Origin of the sequence: Pseudomonas sp. RC10, assembly GCF_038397775.1 — a bacterium.
Lineage (GTDB): Bacteria > Pseudomonadota > Gammaproteobacteria > Pseudomonadales > Pseudomonadaceae > Aquipseudomonas > Aquipseudomonas bambusae.
Map to the genome: position 1 here is coordinate 2,687,445 of NZ_CP151650.1, position 15,513 is coordinate 2,702,957.

Genomic DNA, 15,513 nt, shown 5'->3' on the forward strand with positions numbered 1-15,513 from the left:
GAATCAGTAACGGGCCAAACCGTCTGCCTTTGCCTCGGAACAGCTCGGCAGGTGTGAGGGCGTTGATCGGGTGATTCGACCGGCCAGCGGCACAGGAGGTTGATGAGGAAGGGAGCCCAGCGTCGAAGCGCACGTTTCTGGAAGCAGAACCAGCGGGAATGGCTACTGTTGAGCTCGACCGGGTGCGCAGCGAGTTGTGCAGACACCTGAGTCGCCATCGTTTACCACATTGCCCTAAGGACGTTTGATGACCAACATTCCGATCTCGTTACGCTATGCAGAAACTCATGAATGGGCTCGACGAGAGTCCGACGGTACGGTGACCGTCGGGGTTTCAGACCACGCACAAGACAGTTTGGGTGAAATCGTGGTGATTGAATTTCCCCTGGTAGGCCATGAGTACAGGGCGGGGGATCCCGTGGCGGTTGTGGAGTCATCGAAGTCTGCGTCTGATGTACACGCCCCTGTTTCGGGTTTTGTGATAGCCATTAACACTGACCTGATTAATCGACCCTCAGACGTGAATGTGCGCCCCTACGAACATTGGCTTTTCAAAATAAATCCCACCGACCTGGATGAGTATTACTTGTTGCTCACGCCTGAAGACTATGCCGTGAAAACAGGCTAACTGCCTCGCTCGATGCAGGGAATCAAGTGTGATGTTTCGCTCTTGATTCTGAGCGTTATTCTTTTTGACGCGCAAAAAAATGAGAGGTAAGCCAGCAACCCTCTCACAAAATAGATGAGTCTTGGGGGCATAAAGCAGGTGTTCAGTCCCGGCTGCACACACCTCGCGATAGGTTCCTGACGATCATCTCCCCATGTTTAGCAACGCTGGCTTTATGGAGTCTCCACCTCAGTCAAGGAGCCCCTCCATGTTAGCAACGGTGACCGAATCGGAATTTCAGAAATATGCGCTTCTTGATCTAACGTATTCCGGGGTAGCAACGGGATTGCTGAGTGTACTTAATGATCAACCGCGTCCAGTTGCCTGCGGGGAGGGGTTGTATTTTTGCAAGTCGCCTTGCGGAGATAGGGGGATCAGGTATTGGAATAGCTCGCCGATAGGTTGCTTGTACTTTCAACTATTACAAGGCCGGCTCGCCGCACTGTTGTATGCGTCCTCGCCGCTGCCACTCTCCGCCAGCCGACTCTGACGACGGCCTCGCCAGGTGACCTACTATGAGTGTTTTGAAAAATATCAAGTTAAAGACCAAGGTGGTGCTTCTCTCCTTGGGGCCCGCTTTTTTTCTTGCCATTGCGTTCAGTGTCGTTTCGATCGCTGTACTTTACCGAGTGGCTCAAGATGAAATTGAGCAGACCAGAAGCTTGCTCATGAAAGAGCGCTCTGTTTCGCTTGAAAATCATGTACAGATGGCGATCTCTTCGGTGAAGTCCATCTACGACGCCTCGGCACCTGGAGACAATGAGGCGAGAGACCGAGCCATCCAGATCCTGCGCAAGCTCTCGTACGACAAGCAAGGTTATTTCTTTGGTTACGACAGGCATAACATCCGGCTGTTTTGGGCCGACAAAGAGGAAGGGATTGGTAACAGTTACAACGATGTGCAGGATGCGAATGGCGTGTATGCCATCCGGGAGTTGAATATTCTGGCGCATGCCGGCAAGCATTACCTTCGCTATAACTGGCCTGTTCCCGGAAGCGAAAAGCCTGTTCCCAAACTCGGGTATTCGGCGTTGTTCGAGAAGTGGGACATGATGATCGGCACCGCCGTCAATCTGGATGATATAGACACGGAGGTCGCCAATATTGAACAGGCGCAATACGCGCGTATCAAGAGCATCATCACCGCGTTGCTGGTGGCCGACGTTATTCTCCTCATTGTCGTGGGTCTGGTCGCAGGCTTGCTGGGCAAGTCGATTATTCATCCTATTGCCCTTATTCAAGCGAACCTCAATGAGATTGCTTCCGGGGACGGGGATCTGACAAAACGGCTTCCCATCACCAGTCGCGATGAGATCGGGGCACTCGCGAACGCTTTCAACTTGTTTGTGGGCCGTATTCACGATTTGGTAAGGCAGATCGCCGAAGCCACTCAGCAATTGGCGGTCCATTCCAGCAGCATGAACGAACAGGCGCATCAATCTGAACGCGCGATGGATCGTCAGCGTCAGGAAACGGATCAGGTCGCTACGGCAGTCCATGAAATGTCGGCCGCCGCCCATGAGATCGCGCGAAGTGCACAGGCTGCCGCGACCGCCGCGAAAGAGACTGATGATGTCGGCGGTTCGGCGCGCAACGTTGTCAATAACGGGATTTCCAGTATCCACGCACTCATTGATGAAGTGCGGGCAACCAGCGATTCGCTCGACAAGCTTCAGGAAGACGCCAACTCGATCGTCAGCGTGCTGGACGTCATACGGTCGATTGCAGAGCAAACGAACCTTCTGGCCCTCAATGCCGCCATTGAAGCCGCGCGAGCAGGGGATGCAGGCCGGGGCTTCGCGGTCGTTGCAGATGAGGTGCGAGCGTTGGCAAGCCGAACGCAGCACAGCACCCGAGAGATTCAAGAGACGATCAGTAAACTCCAATCAGGTACCGGCGACGCGGTGAGTGCGATGCTCCGTTCCAGTGACAAGGGAAAAGTTTCAGGGGTGCAGGCAAACGAGGCCGGAAAGTCGCTGGACACCATGACGGAGCTGGTCGCTTCCATCAACGCCATGACAGCTCAGATTGCCAGCGCGGCCGAGGAACAGACCGCTGTTGCCGAAGAGATCAACCAGAGCATGACCAAAATCGCCCAGTCAGCGGACTCGGTCGCTCAAGACACCCAGAAGGGGGCCGCCACGGCCCGCAGCGTTGCCGACCTTGGCAATCGTCTGGGAGACCTGATCAAGCAGTTCAAGGTCTGACGGTCAGACCGGATACGGCCGACAACCTCGGCCGTATCCGCCTGCCAAGGCGATGGTGATTGCCATCACGATCTTGTCAGGCGCCGACCGGGACCGATGAATGATCGAATCGCATGTTTCTGATAGAGCGCCGGACCCGCACCCGCTAGCCTGCCGGTGTTGAGCTTTTCCCCAGATGATTCATTTTCCACGGATATCAGATCGCCGTTCAGCGTGCGCGGGAACCTCCCGGTGGAACACACCGGGGGCGTTCCACGTTTGCCACCTGACGTGAGCCAAGGGCGGAACGCAATGGGACCAGACTCATTGAATTGGGACGACTTGAGGGTCTTTCTGCACGTTGCGCGCTTCGAAAATCTTTCACGCGCTGCGAAACAATTGAGAGTTGACACGTCCACGGTCAGTAGACGAATCAGCCAGCTCGAATATACGTTGGGGTTCAGCGTATTCGAGCGCAGTACAGGCGGTGTCAGCCTGAACGAACAGGGCAGGAGGCTGCTCTCTCGGGTGGAGGTCATGGGCGCGGGATTCGCCGATCTGCTCGATGAGCTCGCAGAAGGCACTAACGCGCATTCGGGTCTGGTACGCGTTGGAACGATGGAAGGCCTCGCCTCACTCTACCTGACGCGACACTTGCTGAAGATACAAAAGCGCCACCCCAACATTACCCTGGAGTTAGTGACTTCGACGCAACAACTCCAAGTGACACGGCGCGAAGCAGATATCTTCCTCGGTTTTTTTAAACCGACAGGCGAGGGCTTTGACAGTGAGCGACTCGGTAGCTTCAACGTGCACATGTATGCGTCGGAGCGGTATTTGCTTGAGCGGGATCTGCCGACGCTGGAGACTTTAAACACCCATCATTTCGTCAGCTACATTGATGAGCTGATTCAAATCGATGCCGTTCGGTGGTTAACCGAAGTCCTGAACAACCCGCTTGTGAAATTTCATTCAAACAGCATGATCGCGCAACTGTTCGCGGCAGCGGCGGGCGTTGGCATCGTCATGCTTCCTGAGTTTGTGGAAGCGCAAAAGTTTGGGCTGGTTAGAGTGTTGGAGCAAGAGGTGGTGATCAGTCGAGAACTGTGGTTGAGCGTGCATCGAGAATTGCGATACACCGCACGTATAAAAGCGGTGACAGAGTTTCTTCGTGAGTTGTTCACACGCGGCGGCGCTGTTTATGCCCATTGAGTATCGGCCTTTGGACCTCACGTCGGGCAGGGCTCACCACGCCTGATCAGAGCGTTTCATGTATTCAAGCCCTTTCTGCACAGGTTTCAAACAAAACGTTGATAGCGACTCCACGCTTTATTGTTGAGGAAGAAAAATGAGCAAGGTCAAGAAGGTTGTCGTGGTGACAGGCGGGTCTCAAGGCATAGGGGCGGGCGTGGTTGATGCATTCCGCCAACAAGGTCATCAGGTTATCGCCACATCCCGGTCAATTATGCCGTCTGAAGACGCGGATTTCGTCACCGTGCCGGGCGACATTGCCGATCCCGATACCGCGAAGCGCGTCATTGATAAGGCAATCGCGCACTTTGGGCGAGTCGATACCCTGATCAACAATGCCGGTGTCTTTGTCGCCAAGCCCTTTACGAGCTACACCTACGACGATTTTTCCCGGATGTCCGGAATAAACGTAAACGGTTTTTTTTATATCACTCAGTTGGCAATCGCACAGATGGAAAAGCAGGGAAGTGGGCATGTGGTCAACATCACGACCACGCTGGCCGAACAGGCTGTCCAGGGCGTCCCTTCCGTATTGGCATCACTGACCAAGGGTGGCCTCAATGCCGCAACCAAATCGTTGGCCATCGAATATGCGTCCAGGGGCATTCGCGTCAATGCGGTTTCACCAGGGGTCATAAAAACGCCCATGCACAGTCGGGATAAGTATGAAGCGTTGGGAAAACTGCACCCCGTTGGGCGCATAGGGGAGATTGATGACATCGTCCAGGCCATTCTTTATTTAGATAACGCTCCCTTTGTGACGGGAGAAATTCTCCATGTCGACGGTGGCAGAAGTGCAGGCCATTGATAGACAGCCGTCGCGCCGGTCTTTGATCCCTGTGCGTGTGTACCCAGTGACTTCAATTCGCAGCGTGGTATTTCTACGCACTAACGGCCGTGCTTACACGCATGGCCGTCTTCGTTGGCGATCCGCTTGAGGTGGCCTGGGATGATGCAACCACGGCCACCATGTTAACGGTGATTGATCCGTCGTTGAGCAGTGAGAAACCCCACGTCCCCGCTTACTTGGCCTGTTTGGCTTGCTCTTTTCTTATTTCTGTCATGGTCGTGCCTTGCCATCCCCAGTTATCGGTCTCCACTTCATCAATCACCACGAAGGTAGAAAGTGAGGGTTTGCCGAGGACCCGCTCAAGCAACTCGGTAGTGCCGGCGATCAACGCTTTTTTTTGTTCGGCAGTGACGCCTTCTTTTGTGACCCGGATATTGACGTATGGCATTGTTGTTTTCCTTAGAGAGCAATGTTAGTGATAAACCGCGTGTAATTTATCATGCCGGAACAACGCGTTGATCTATCAGCGGCCGACGTGCCGGTGGTAGTCACACTGAAGTCGTAAAGAGACCGGTGTCCAAGATCAGTTGATCGAAAGGCCTATATAAGTTTGGAATAAGTGGGCGAAAGGTCCTGCCCCGATCGCATCGCTTCAAGGCTTAGGCAGCGTCGCTTTAATCGAGGATAAATACCCTGAATAACAGGAGATCATCGCTTGAGCGAGGCTTCCAGCCTCAGGAGTTCGCTTTTTCGTTCCAGGCCCCACGGGTAGGCCGCGTATCGGCCATCTTTGCGGAGAACTCGATGACAGGGTATGACCACTGCAAGAGGATTCGCACGGCAGGCTTGCTCCACTGCACGAACCGATTTAGGCGCACCTATTGTGTTTGCGAGTTCTATGTAACTGACCGTGGAGCCTGGCGGAACCTGACGCAGCGCGTGCCACACTTTCTTCTGAAAGGCCGTGCCGCGAATATCTAACGCCAGCTCCACTTCGATACCCGGTGCTTCAATGAAGCTCACCACGCAATCAATCAAGTCTTTGGACTCGTCAAAGTTGGCAATCCGTTGTGCGTGTGGGAATTGACGCCGGAAATCACCGAGCACGGCCTGGCAACTGTCTCCCAATGAGATGGCAGTTATACCTTTGGGGCTGCGTGCCACTAATAAAAAACCCAGTGCACAGGCACTCATGGCGAACTGAATGCTGTCGTCGCCCTTATCAAGAGGTGCGTGGCCTGTGGACTGTCCCGATGCGGTCACAACGGCCATCGAGTGCCGCTGATTTGAAGGGGCTCTCAGCAGAGGGTCATCTGGCGTGCTGCTGCATTCTTGCGAGCGGGGCGTTTGAACTCGACGTGCATGACACGCCATTGCAAACGCTCGGGGTGATAATCCCGTCGCAGCCTTGAAGATGCGATGAAAATGAAAGGGGCTGACATTCAGTTGCTGCGCAAGGTTCGTTAGCGTCGTGGTTTCAATGGCGTCTTCAAGAATTCGGCACGCTGTCGCGACTAACTGCGCACGATGCTCGGCGACCATTATTTGATCCGCCGCTCGTTTACCCAGACGATACCCTGCAGCCTCGGCGTCTGCGGGTGAGTCGAAAAATTCGATGTTCTTCAGTAATGGAAGTTTGGAAGGCGTACTGGGCTGGCAGTAGAGGCCAGTGGTTTTTACACCATAAACAAACGAGCCGTCGGCCGATGCGTCTCGGCTGAGTACTGCGATCCATCGCGGGTCTTCCGCCTCTCGGCGGTTATCGACAGGGGAGGGCACTTTGCTCATATCAAATCCTCAGTGATACCGCTATCCATCCTTGGGCAGGACGCTGGCGGGCATGTGGATCATGCTGACGTCAAGCATTACTTAACGTGGAAACAGATTATTCCAAGAAAGTGCGGTTCCTCTTGAAAATAGCCACTGAGGTTCAGGCCTGTTCGTGCCATTTATCGACAGGCGTACACCGCTGTTTTTAAAAATACAGTTCTCGATATTGCCCTGGGGTGATGCCCACACATTGCTTGAAGGCCGTTGTGAAGTGTGATTGTGAGCTGAATCCACATTCATGGGATATCTGGGCCAAACTGGTATTTGTCTCCGCAAGTAAATATTCGGAACGACGCAGCCTTCTTTCAAGTATGTACGTGTGGGGCGATTGACCGGTGCGGGCTTTAAATGTTCGCGTGAAATGAAACTGGCTCTGCGAGGCGATGCTGGCAAGCTCACCCACGTGAAGGGTGGAGGACAGTTTTTGCTCGATGTATCGAGAGACTTTCGCAAAACGGGGCTCGGACAACCTGAGTTTGGGCGACTGTTTATCCAATGCAAAACTCCCAGGCCTGCGTGTCTTCAGCATCATCGCAATGATGAAGCGTGCAATGGCAGGGCAGTGGTAACCGCTTCTCACCAGGCTCGCATGTATCCCGGCGACACTGGCTATTTTCTCGCTAAGTCGATTCGCCAGGCTTACGAAGTCTGCTTCTTGCCCGTAGTGATAAAACAGTGACAACGGGCAAGGTTTGGGTAGGCCCAATGACTCATGGATGGCCAAAAAAAGAGCGTTATCTAATGTGATCTCTATGAAGGTGTTGGCTGCAGACCACGTGGCGCGACGTCGATTGCCAGGGCCGGTCAGGATAAAACTCGTTCCACGCGTAATAGGCACTCGCCTTGTTTCGTTGCACATCTCCAGGCAGAGCTCACCGTATTCGGACAGAAAAATAACCAGTACAGTCTGTCCTTCTCTTTCGTAGTAGCTGCACGCGTTCTCATTATGTACGGTGCGTGCACTCACCACGACATAAGAAGAGTCGCTGGCACGCGGGTTGACCGTACGAGTCTTGGGGCGATAAGCAGGGGGCGCTTTGAACCCGCGGTGAGTGCTCGGCGCTTTGGTAGGGATATAAATGTCCATATCAAGACTGAGCTGGTTGTTTGAGTACGTACGCCAGTGTTATGTAAGGGCGCGGTGCATGGAGGAATGCGCTATCACTGAAGGCCCCATAAGATGGCGGCAAGCCGTTTTCAAGGAGCCAGGAAGTATCATGGGTAATCACTGAAAAAGCGGATGGCGATGTCAAGGTGTGGCGGGTCTGTGATTTCATATTCATCTCCAAGCTGTGCAGTAACCCCCTCGATCCATGATCTTTATGTCAGTCGACTCGTTCCGTTGAGGCGTCAGTTTATGTGCGAGACGAAGATGTACCGAAAAATGATGCCAATAATATTCGGTCATGTGCGTGTCGGCAGAATCACTGATGACGATGCAGACTAGACCAGCACGCGCCATATCGATTACACAATCCTGCGCTCTTTCAGGTTGCGCCATTGAAGAAATCTATTTAATCGGTTTGCGGGTAATCCAATTTCGTATCATTCACCCGGTTGACCAAGTCGATGAAGGTGGTTGACGCGATCGCCAGCATGACCTCAATGATGTTTTGTTCCGAATAGCCTGCCTGTAAGGCCGCATCCAGAATATCTGCCTTGACCAGCCCTTTGGAACTCACCAGATGCCTTACGAATGTAAGCAGCGCGTCCAGTTTTGGAATACCTGTCTCGTGCTCCGCTTTGATTGCCTTCACCGCCGATGTAGACAGGCCCGAAAATTTGGCGAGAAAAGCATGGGCAGTGATGCCGTAGTTGCACCCCGAATTTGTACTAACGACCAGCCGGACCGCCTGTATTTCGGACTTGGTCAAGGTGCTGCATTCCACCACTTCGTCTAGGTTCAGCGCTGCGGCCAACCCGTTTGGGCTATGTGTGCCAATGGTCAAATAGCAATTAGGGATCATGCCGGCAGTCTGTTTAAGTGCGCGAAAAATTTCCGCAGAGTGCCCTGTTGCGTCTGTCGGGTTGATTGTGAACAAGCGAGACATCTAACACCTCATGATGGCGCATTGGCTGCTGATAAAAGAGTGGCGCAGTAGGCCGTCTGTACCGATGTGTCTTAGATCAGGGTTGTCCCTCCATGGGTAATGGTCGCCCATTATTCCATGCCGAACTAGGTGTCGAGGGCGGATAAGATTAATGCGGTCTGTGCATTAATGGGGTTGGGCCTTATTTCGGAGGCAGCCGTTGAACAGTGTTACTGCCGTTTGGGCAAGTCCCATTCAATGGATGAGGGGTCGGAAAGCATCGCGTCTGGAAAGTATTGCGGTGACTCGCGTCGATCAAACTTTCCGTAGTCACGAATTATTCTAACCCGTTGAACTCTGGCTCCCTCAGGCAAAACGGTTTCGTACTCGAATTTCTTTGCGTCAGCTTCATCGCCCCACAGGATGATGAACAGTAGCCTTCCCGGTTCATCCACTGATTCGAATAGCTTCCACTCAACCAATCCGGGTGCGTTGATGTCCAGGCCCATCCAGCCGGCAATTGCGGCAGTGGCATTGCGCACCGTCAGATGAGGAGGAAGGCTCGCATGAATCTGGGTGAACGTAGTTCCTCGGCCTACTTCGGTTTCGTCCAGGCGTTGCTCTTGGATTTTGTAACCCTGTGGAGGTTGTGTATCCCGGGTTATTTGGCCCACACGCACACGGTAGTCATCAAACCAACGCTGGCGTCCTGTTGACTGCGCTGTGAAATGCAGGGGGTGCGTTCTCCACCGGACCAAGGACTTCTCGTCACCCCAGGTCGAAAGAACTAACGTGCCGTTTGTGCTGTTCAGCGCTCGGAAACACGTGTGCCCTATATAGCCCTCGATGTTTCGGAGCGCCACGGATAAACGTTTGATATCGGTCAGGTAAGCCCGTTTATTGAGTTCGTCGGAAAACGTTTCAAACGAAACAGAAAACATCGTGTTCACCGCCAAGTTAAGAGGTTGAGGCTGACAGCGCGGGCACCCGTGAGGATTGTTATTTAACACGGTAGTGCGATCCTCAAGCCGTAGTTGTTTATCCGCGCGTCCGCGCCAGCGTGACTGACGAGCGCAACACTAGCTGATTGACGGCGGGTGCGATTTCAAAAACGTGCGATCCTCCCCGGCTGCCGCGCGGGTCTGGAGCGAATGCTTGAGGTTCGCGCCGACACGCAGCCCTTATTCTTTTCTGGCGTCGAAGAAGAGGTCATTTTTGACGCGTATCGGGCTGGTGTAAGTGGCATCAGCCACTAAAGACCTGTCCATGAAGTCCCTAATAAAGCCTGCCGTTTCTCGGGCGTGCGTTTCCAGCACAAACCGCCCGGTGTCGAGCAGCCTGACTTCAGAGTGAGGCATATTGCGCACATAGGCCTCTACGCCGAAGAGACTGAAGAACGTATCATGACGTCCCCAGATAATAAGCAAAGGGGGCCGCTTATCACTGAGGTACTTTTGCACCGTCGGGTAATCCGTCAGCAGGTTTTTATAGTCCCTTATCAGGTCTAACTGGATGTCCCTCGCCCGGGGTAGCGACAAATAGTAATTATCCAGGTTGTAACCGTCGGGTGGAAGTTGTCCCGATTCGGTGTCCGCGCCGTAATGTTGCTTTCTGATATTTTCCGGCAGTAACGACGTCGCACATACTTCACGGTTATGCGCGGTGGGGCTCTCCCAGTACGCCTGCCAAGGGGATAACGAAGCGCCCAGGCCCTCTTTATAAAGGTTGCCGTTTTGACCGATGAGGGTGTTCACCTTATCGGGGTACATCATGGCCAGTTTAAAAGCGATTGAACAGCCGTAGTCGAAACCATAAATGGACAGTTTGTCGAGTTTCAGCGCGCTGATAAAATCAGCCATGGTATTGACGATGTTTTCATAGCTGTATGTATAGTCGTCGGCACTCAATGGCCGTGAATTACCGAAGCCGGGCAGGTCGGGGGCAATCAGGTGGTACCTCGTGGCGAGGAGTGGAAACAGATTGCGGAACATGTGGCTGGCTGACGGAAATCCGTGCAAAAGCAAAATCGTCGGGCCATTCCGGGGCCCGACCTCCCGATAAAATATATCGACACTGCCGATCCGTCGGGTGCAAAACGCTACCCTGAGTGACTCGTCAAATGGGAGGCGCGGCACCACCGGCACATAATGTTGGTTCAGTTCCCGTGCGGAGGTAAGGCTGTAGCCCGCCGCGCCGACCGCGCACGCCGTTGATGCAATTAAAAAAGTTCGCCGATTGAATGCGCTGGCGTTTCCGTAAGTCGGGCTTTCTTCATTCATTGTGATATCCCACACTTTGGCATGGCAGATAATTAATCGCTAAACCTAAGCCGGCTTGCTGGGGCCGATGAAAAAACGAATAAGGGTGCCGATGCATCCACCTCTCAACTTAGGGTCAAGTCACGGATACGTTGGGAATGGCAGCGCGTTTACTCAGCTGCGCGAAGAGTAGTTTTTTCCCCTGACACGGGTATTGCAAAAACTTGCGATCTCGATTCGAGGACAGGCGCACATTTCTGTAATCCGCTTGCAGGCCGACGGCTCACGTTGGCATTCCTGCACGGAATTTGTCATATCACCCTCAGCCGTCTACTTGGCCGTCCCTCTCCCTGAGAGCATTTCTCCCAACTTCACGAAGCCATCAGGCGCCCCGTCGGAAGGCTTCGCTTGTCCGCGATGGGGTCGCCGGTCTGTTGAACCGCCTGCACGGGTTTTTCAGGCTTCACCCATCTGAATGTATTGATCCTTGCCCACCTTTGGAGATTTCGATGAGCGACATACTGTTCACCAAGACGCACGTTGGCCCTTACGAATTAGAGCATCGAGTGGCGTTGGCACCCTTGACCCGGATGAGATCGGAACCCGGTGATACCCCCGGTGATTTGATGGTCGAATACTATTCCCAGCGTGCCACGGCTGGCGGGTTGATCGTCGCTGAAGCCACATCGGTATCGACGACCGGCATTGCTTATGCCAATGCGCCAGGCGTGTATGCCGATGCGCAAGTCGATGGATGGAGGCGTGTAGTGGATGCGGTGCACGCCAAGGGCGGGCGGATTTTCCTGCAGCTTTGGCACGCCGGGCGGCAGGCACACCCGGACAACACGAAGGGTGTGCATCCGGTCGCGCCCTCCGAGCTGGCATCCGAGGAAAAAGCCGTCACTCGGGACGCCCAAGGTCAGTTCGTCGAGTCGGATTTACTCGTGCCCCGAGCGCTGGAGTTGCACGAGATTCCCTTGATCATTGAAGAGTTTCGACTCGGCGCACTCCGCGCCAAGGCCGCAGGTTTTGATGGGGTTGAGCTGCACGCTGCCAATGGCTATCTGCCTGATCAATTCCTTCAGGACGGTACGAATAAACGTACCGACGAATACGGCGGCTCTATCAGCAATCGTGCGCGTTTCTTGATCGAGGCGGTCGAGGCACTGGTCTCCGTTTGGGGAGGAAACAGAGTGGCGGTCCGCATTTCGCCCAGCGGGCAGTTCGGCACAATGTTCGACAGTGACCCCTCGGCCACTTTCGGTTATGTGGCCGAGCAACTGAATAGATTCAATCTTGCCTATCTTCACGTCATTGAGCCCCGCATCAAGGGGGTGGTGGAAATCGAAGACAATGCCCCGGCGACTGCGTCCAAAAACCTGCGAACTATTTTTCATGGGCCCATCGTTGCCGCCGGTGGTTTTGATCGTGAGTCAGCCATTGCGATTCTGGAGGAAGGTGACGCCGATATTGTTGCGTTTGGACGCCACTACATTTCGAATCCTGATTTGCCCGAACGCCTGCGTCACAACTTTCCGTTGACGCCTTATGACCGCAGCACCTTTTACGGTGGGGACCATAAAGGCTACAGCGACTATCCGGTGTATGCGCATCTGGACAGCTGAGCCGTCGAATGATGTTTCTCAACGGGCTGGCTGGCGCAGAGACCGTCCGCGAATGTCGGCCCCCCATGGTCATTGTCGCTATCAACTACAGTCGGTGAACACTGTGTCATTACAATCAATGTTGGATATTTTCAAACAGGAACTCCAAGCCGGAGAGCCCTCTCCGCGCAGTAAGGCGGACATCACAGCGCTGATCGAAGAAGCCACTAACAGGTTGGTGGCATCAGGGGCGGGCAAGCACGCCTTGAAGGTAGGGGATCGCGCACCCGATTTCGAATTGAGTGATGCCGATTGCAATCCCATCAGGTCGTCGGATTTATTGGCCCGGGGAGCGCTGGTGTTGCAGTTCCATCGAGGGGCATGGTGCCCCTATTGCAATTTCGAGCTTCAGTCTCTCCAGAGCTTCGTGCCCTTGTTCCGAAACCTCAGGGCAAACGTGGTGGCGATTTCGCCACAAACGCCTACCACCAGTCGAAAGTCGATTCAGGAAAACGCGGTGACGTTTCCTATCCTCAGTGACTTGAAAAACGTGGTCGCGGGCCAGTTCGGTTTGAATCAGGCAATCCCCGAGTACCTCCATGAGCTCTACCACATGCTGGATGTCTCACCGTTTGCCGAAGTGGGATCGCACAGCAATGTCCTGCCTATACCCGCGCGCTATGTCATCGCCGAAGACGGTGTGATCGTCCACGCTGACATCAATCCGGGATACACACAGCGGATCGAGTTACTGGACCTGCTGCCAGCTCTGTGTCAGGCGGCCACGCGCTCTCGACTTGCGCCCTGGCAGAATTCCCCCGTTGCCGGTTAGCCTGTTTGAGCTTTCACCCTCTGGGCGGCGAGCATGAAAGCCATCGCGTGATGCTGTCGTGGATGGATAGAATCGCCGCTCATTATTCACCCGACCCGTTTTCCGAGGAGTCAACATGGATCGCATGGCCGCGATGCAGGCGTTCATTTACGTTGTCGAAACAGGTTCGTTTTCTTCCGCTGCCCGTCGCCTTGGGATTGGTCAACCTGCCGTCTCGAAGATCATTGCCCAGTTGGAGCAGAATCTGTCTGTCCGATTGCTGATCCGCTCCACCCGTGGTCTCACACCCACGGAGGCCGGGAGGGCTTTTTACGAAGGGTCCAAGCGATCTGTCGATGAGGCCAATGAGGCAGAAGTTGCGGCGCGGGGGGCCGGGGCTGGCCTCTCGGGCAGACTGAGGGTGTGTGCTGCCGTTACCTTTGCAAGTCTGCACGTCCTGCCGCATTTGGGCACTTTTCTGGAGCAGAACCCGGCGCTCGAAATAGACATTGTTCTGGATGATCGTAACGTTGACCTCGTTGAAGAAGGCATCGATGTCGCGCTTCGCATGGGCGTTCTGGCCGACTCGGCACTCACTGCACGGAAGATTGCAGAAGGCCGCCGTCGCATCATGGCCACGCCGTCTTATCTGCAACGTGTCGGAGTGCCCGAGTCGCCCGCCGAGCTGATACATCACCAGGCGATCGTGTATAGCCAGGCCGGGGGTGGAAGCAGCTGGACGCTGAAGAAAGAGGGTGAAGACCAGGTGATTGACGTGAATGGGCGTGTGCGCGTTTCTGCCGCTCAAGGTGTCAGGGCGGCGGTGCTCGCTGATCTGGGGATCGCAATGGCGTCCGAATGGATGTTTCTTCCTGAATTGGAAAATGGTTCTGTGGTGACTGTGCTCGACGATTGGCGGTTGCCGGACATCGATCTCTGGGCCGTTTTCCCGGCAGGGCGTTTAGTGAGTTCTAAAACACGAGCGTTCGTTGATTTCGTGACCAGCCTGATGCTGGGTCATCCTTCGGCCAATCAGCGTGGGCTCGATGGCTAGCGCAATCGGGCATTGGCCGCCCCGTGGCGTCATTCTGAAAGGGAATATTTCTTATGCTCCCTGCCTCTCTACTCCGTCAGGATGTTTTAGCCGAATCTCTCATTGCGGCAACCACGCTGTGACCCGTTCAAACGAAGCGCGGCATGCCATGCCAGCGCCACTTGAGCCGTTCACATCAAATCTGTTGTTCGCTATCAGCGATTAATGACGTGTGAGGACCGGCATCTGTGTGGCGGTCTTTCTTTCGGAGGCGGTGCGATGTCCATGACCAAACGAACATTTCTTATTACCGGTGCGAGCAAGGGAATCGGTCGCGCGTTATCTGACCGCTTGAGTGCTGCCGGGCATCACGTGGTCGGCATCGCGCGCAGTGCGGATGACCCTTCTTTTCCGGGTGAGCTCGTTGCATTGGATTTAGGCGATCGGGATCGTACCGCTGAAGTCCTCAAACAGTTGACCGAGCGGTATGTGTTCGACGGTTTGGTCAACAATGTGGGGTTGGTGAAGCCACAGCTGCTGGGGGAGGTGGACCTGGACGATTTCAACGACGTGATCGCGCTGAACCTGCGCTCGGCGCTGCAGGCTGTCCAGGCGATTCTGCCGCAGATGAGGGCGAATGGTTGGGGGCGCGTGGTGAACATCGCGAGCCTGACGGTATTGGGGGTCACCCATAGAACGTCCTACGCGGCGGCCAAGGCGGGACTTGTCAGCTTCACGCGGTCCTGGGCTCTGGAGCTGGCGAAAACCGGGATTACAGTCAACTGTGTGGCGCCAGGTCCCACTGAAACGGTGCTGTTTCGAGAAAACAACCCTATCGGCAGTGAGGGCGAGCAACGCTATCTGTCGACCGTGCCCGTGGGGCGTTTCGGTCAGGCGGATGAAATTGCCGCGGCCATCGCCTTCCTGCTGTCTGAGGACAGCGGTTTCATCACCGGGCAGTCGCTCTTTGTCGATGGAGGCGCTTCAATCGGCAAAGCTTCGATGTAAGTGAGGGGAGGCATGCAGGCTGTCTCCCCCGGCGTCGCATCGCGG

The 15,513-nt window shown here is 54.6% G+C and carries 14 protein-coding genes; 8 read left to right on the forward strand and 6 right to left on the reverse strand.

Translation table 11 applies throughout. The annotated features are described in order from the left end of the window. Positions 1-247 precede the first annotated feature (247 nt). From gcvH to AAEO81_RS12495, 4 genes are all read left to right on the forward strand, one after another. A complete protein-coding gene (gene gcvH / locus AAEO81_RS12480) occupies positions 248-628 on the forward strand; it encodes a glycine cleavage system protein GcvH (protein ID WP_341963913.1) in 381 nt (126 codons plus the stop codon). 554 nt (positions 629-1,182) lie between these two features. Beyond that, on the forward strand, positions 1,183-2,874 hold the full coding sequence (locus tag AAEO81_RS12485) for a methyl-accepting chemotaxis protein (RefSeq protein WP_341963914.1): 1,692 nt from the start codon (positions 1,183-1,185) through the stop codon (positions 2,872-2,874). A gap of 306 nt (positions 2,875-3,180) precedes the next feature. Continuing rightward, on the forward strand, positions 3,181-4,065 hold the full coding sequence (locus AAEO81_RS12490) for a LysR family transcriptional regulator (protein ID WP_341963915.1): 885 nt from the start codon (positions 3,181-3,183) through the stop codon (positions 4,063-4,065). A 136-nt stretch (positions 4,066-4,201) separates the two neighbouring features. Continuing rightward, positions 4,202-4,912 (forward strand): SDR family oxidoreductase, encoded by a 711-nt coding sequence (locus AAEO81_RS12495; RefSeq protein ID WP_341963916.1) that lies wholly within the window; start codon positions 4,202-4,204, stop codon positions 4,910-4,912. 214 nt (positions 4,913-5,126) lie between these two features. Here AAEO81_RS12495 and AAEO81_RS12500 read toward each other — a convergent pair whose 3' ends face one another. The 6 genes from AAEO81_RS12500 to AAEO81_RS12525 form a co-directional block, all read right to left on the reverse strand. After that, the gene (locus tag AAEO81_RS12500) at positions 5,127-5,342 is read right to left on the reverse strand and encodes a 4-oxalocrotonate tautomerase family protein (RefSeq protein WP_341963917.1); all 216 of its coding nucleotides are present in this window, start codon (positions 5,340-5,342) and stop codon (positions 5,127-5,129) included. Positions 5,343-5,602: 260 nt separating this feature from the next. Continuing rightward, a complete protein-coding gene (locus AAEO81_RS12505) occupies positions 5,603-6,682 on the reverse strand; it encodes a methylated-DNA--[protein]-cysteine S-methyltransferase (RefSeq protein ID WP_341963918.1) in 1,080 nt (359 codons plus the stop codon). A gap of 187 nt (positions 6,683-6,869) precedes the next feature. After that, positions 6,870-7,811 carry an AraC family transcriptional regulator gene (locus tag AAEO81_RS12510; RefSeq protein ID WP_341963919.1) on the reverse strand — a complete coding sequence of 314 codons (942 nt, stop codon included), beginning with the start codon at positions 7,809-7,811 and terminating at the stop codon, positions 6,870-6,872. A 427-nt stretch (positions 7,812-8,238) separates the two neighbouring features. Further along, positions 8,239-8,775, reverse strand: coding sequence for a carboxymuconolactone decarboxylase family protein (locus AAEO81_RS12515; protein ID WP_341963920.1), 537 nt, complete (start codon positions 8,773-8,775; stop codon positions 8,239-8,241). Between the two features lie 209 nt (positions 8,776-8,984). After that, positions 8,985-9,695 carry an antibiotic biosynthesis monooxygenase gene (locus tag AAEO81_RS12520; protein WP_341963921.1) on the reverse strand — a complete coding sequence of 237 codons (711 nt, stop codon included), beginning with the start codon at positions 9,693-9,695 and terminating at the stop codon, positions 8,985-8,987. 240 nt (positions 9,696-9,935) lie between these two features. Beyond that, the gene (locus tag AAEO81_RS12525) at positions 9,936-11,033 is read right to left on the reverse strand and encodes an alpha/beta hydrolase (RefSeq protein ID WP_341963922.1); all 1,098 of its coding nucleotides are present in this window, start codon (positions 11,031-11,033) and stop codon (positions 9,936-9,938) included. Positions 11,034-11,521: 488 nt separating this feature from the next. Here AAEO81_RS12525 and AAEO81_RS12530 point away from each other — a divergent pair, with 488 nt between their 5' ends. The 4 genes from AAEO81_RS12530 (at position 11,522) to AAEO81_RS12545 (ending at position 15,468) form a co-directional block, all read left to right on the forward strand. Beyond that, entirely contained in the window at positions 11,522-12,637 is a 1,116-nt protein-coding gene (locus AAEO81_RS12530) for an alkene reductase (protein ID WP_341963923.1), read from the forward strand. 118 nt (positions 12,638-12,755) lie between these two features. Next, positions 12,756-13,448 carry a peroxiredoxin-like family protein gene (locus tag AAEO81_RS12535; protein WP_341963924.1) on the forward strand — a complete coding sequence of 231 codons (693 nt, stop codon included), beginning with the start codon at positions 12,756-12,758 and terminating at the stop codon, positions 13,446-13,448. A gap of 115 nt (positions 13,449-13,563) precedes the next feature. Continuing rightward, positions 13,564-14,481, forward strand: coding sequence for a LysR family transcriptional regulator (locus AAEO81_RS12540; RefSeq protein WP_341963925.1), 918 nt, complete (start codon positions 13,564-13,566; stop codon positions 14,479-14,481). A gap of 264 nt (positions 14,482-14,745) precedes the next feature. Continuing rightward, entirely contained in the window at positions 14,746-15,468 is a 723-nt protein-coding gene (locus AAEO81_RS12545) for an SDR family oxidoreductase (RefSeq protein ID WP_341963926.1), read from the forward strand. The last annotated feature ends 45 nt before the right edge of the window (positions 15,469-15,513 follow it).

Excerpts from the sequence above, each read along its gene's own strand:
- gcvH (WP_341963913.1), top strand. The coding sequence starts at position 248 with ATGACCAACATTCCGATCTCGTTACGCTATGCAGAAACTCATGAATGG.
- AAEO81_RS12485 (WP_341963914.1), top strand. The coding sequence starts at position 1,183 with ATGAGTGTTTTGAAAAATATCAAGTTAAAGACCAAGGTGGTGCTTCTC.
- AAEO81_RS12495 (WP_341963916.1), top strand. The coding sequence starts at position 4,202 with ATGAGCAAGGTCAAGAAGGTTGTCGTGGTGACAGGCGGGTCTCAAGGC.
- AAEO81_RS12500 (WP_341963917.1), bottom strand. The coding sequence starts at position 5,342 with ATGCCATACGTCAATATCCGGGTCACAAAAGAAGGCGTCACTGCCGAA.
- AAEO81_RS12505 (WP_341963918.1), bottom strand. The coding sequence starts at position 6,682 with ATGAGCAAAGTGCCCTCCCCTGTCGATAACCGCCGAGAGGCGGAAGAC.
- AAEO81_RS12510 (WP_341963919.1), bottom strand. The coding sequence starts at position 7,811 with ATGGACATTTATATCCCTACCAAAGCGCCGAGCACTCACCGCGGGTTC.
- AAEO81_RS12515 (WP_341963920.1), bottom strand. The coding sequence starts at position 8,775 with ATGTCTCGCTTGTTCACAATCAACCCGACAGACGCAACAGGGCACTCT.
- AAEO81_RS12520 (WP_341963921.1), bottom strand. The coding sequence starts at position 9,695 with ATGTTTTCTGTTTCGTTTGAAACGTTTTCCGACGAACTCAATAAACGG.
- AAEO81_RS12525 (WP_341963922.1), bottom strand. The coding sequence starts at position 11,033 with ATGAATGAAGAAAGCCCGACTTACGGAAACGCCAGCGCATTCAATCGG.
- AAEO81_RS12530 (WP_341963923.1), top strand. The coding sequence starts at position 11,522 with ATGAGCGACATACTGTTCACCAAGACGCACGTTGGCCCTTACGAATTA.
- AAEO81_RS12535 (WP_341963924.1), top strand. The coding sequence starts at position 12,756 with ATGTTGGATATTTTCAAACAGGAACTCCAAGCCGGAGAGCCCTCTCCG.
- AAEO81_RS12540 (WP_341963925.1), top strand. The coding sequence starts at position 13,564 with ATGGATCGCATGGCCGCGATGCAGGCGTTCATTTACGTTGTCGAAACA.
- AAEO81_RS12545 (WP_341963926.1), top strand. The coding sequence starts at position 14,746 with ATGACCAAACGAACATTTCTTATTACCGGTGCGAGCAAGGGAATCGGT.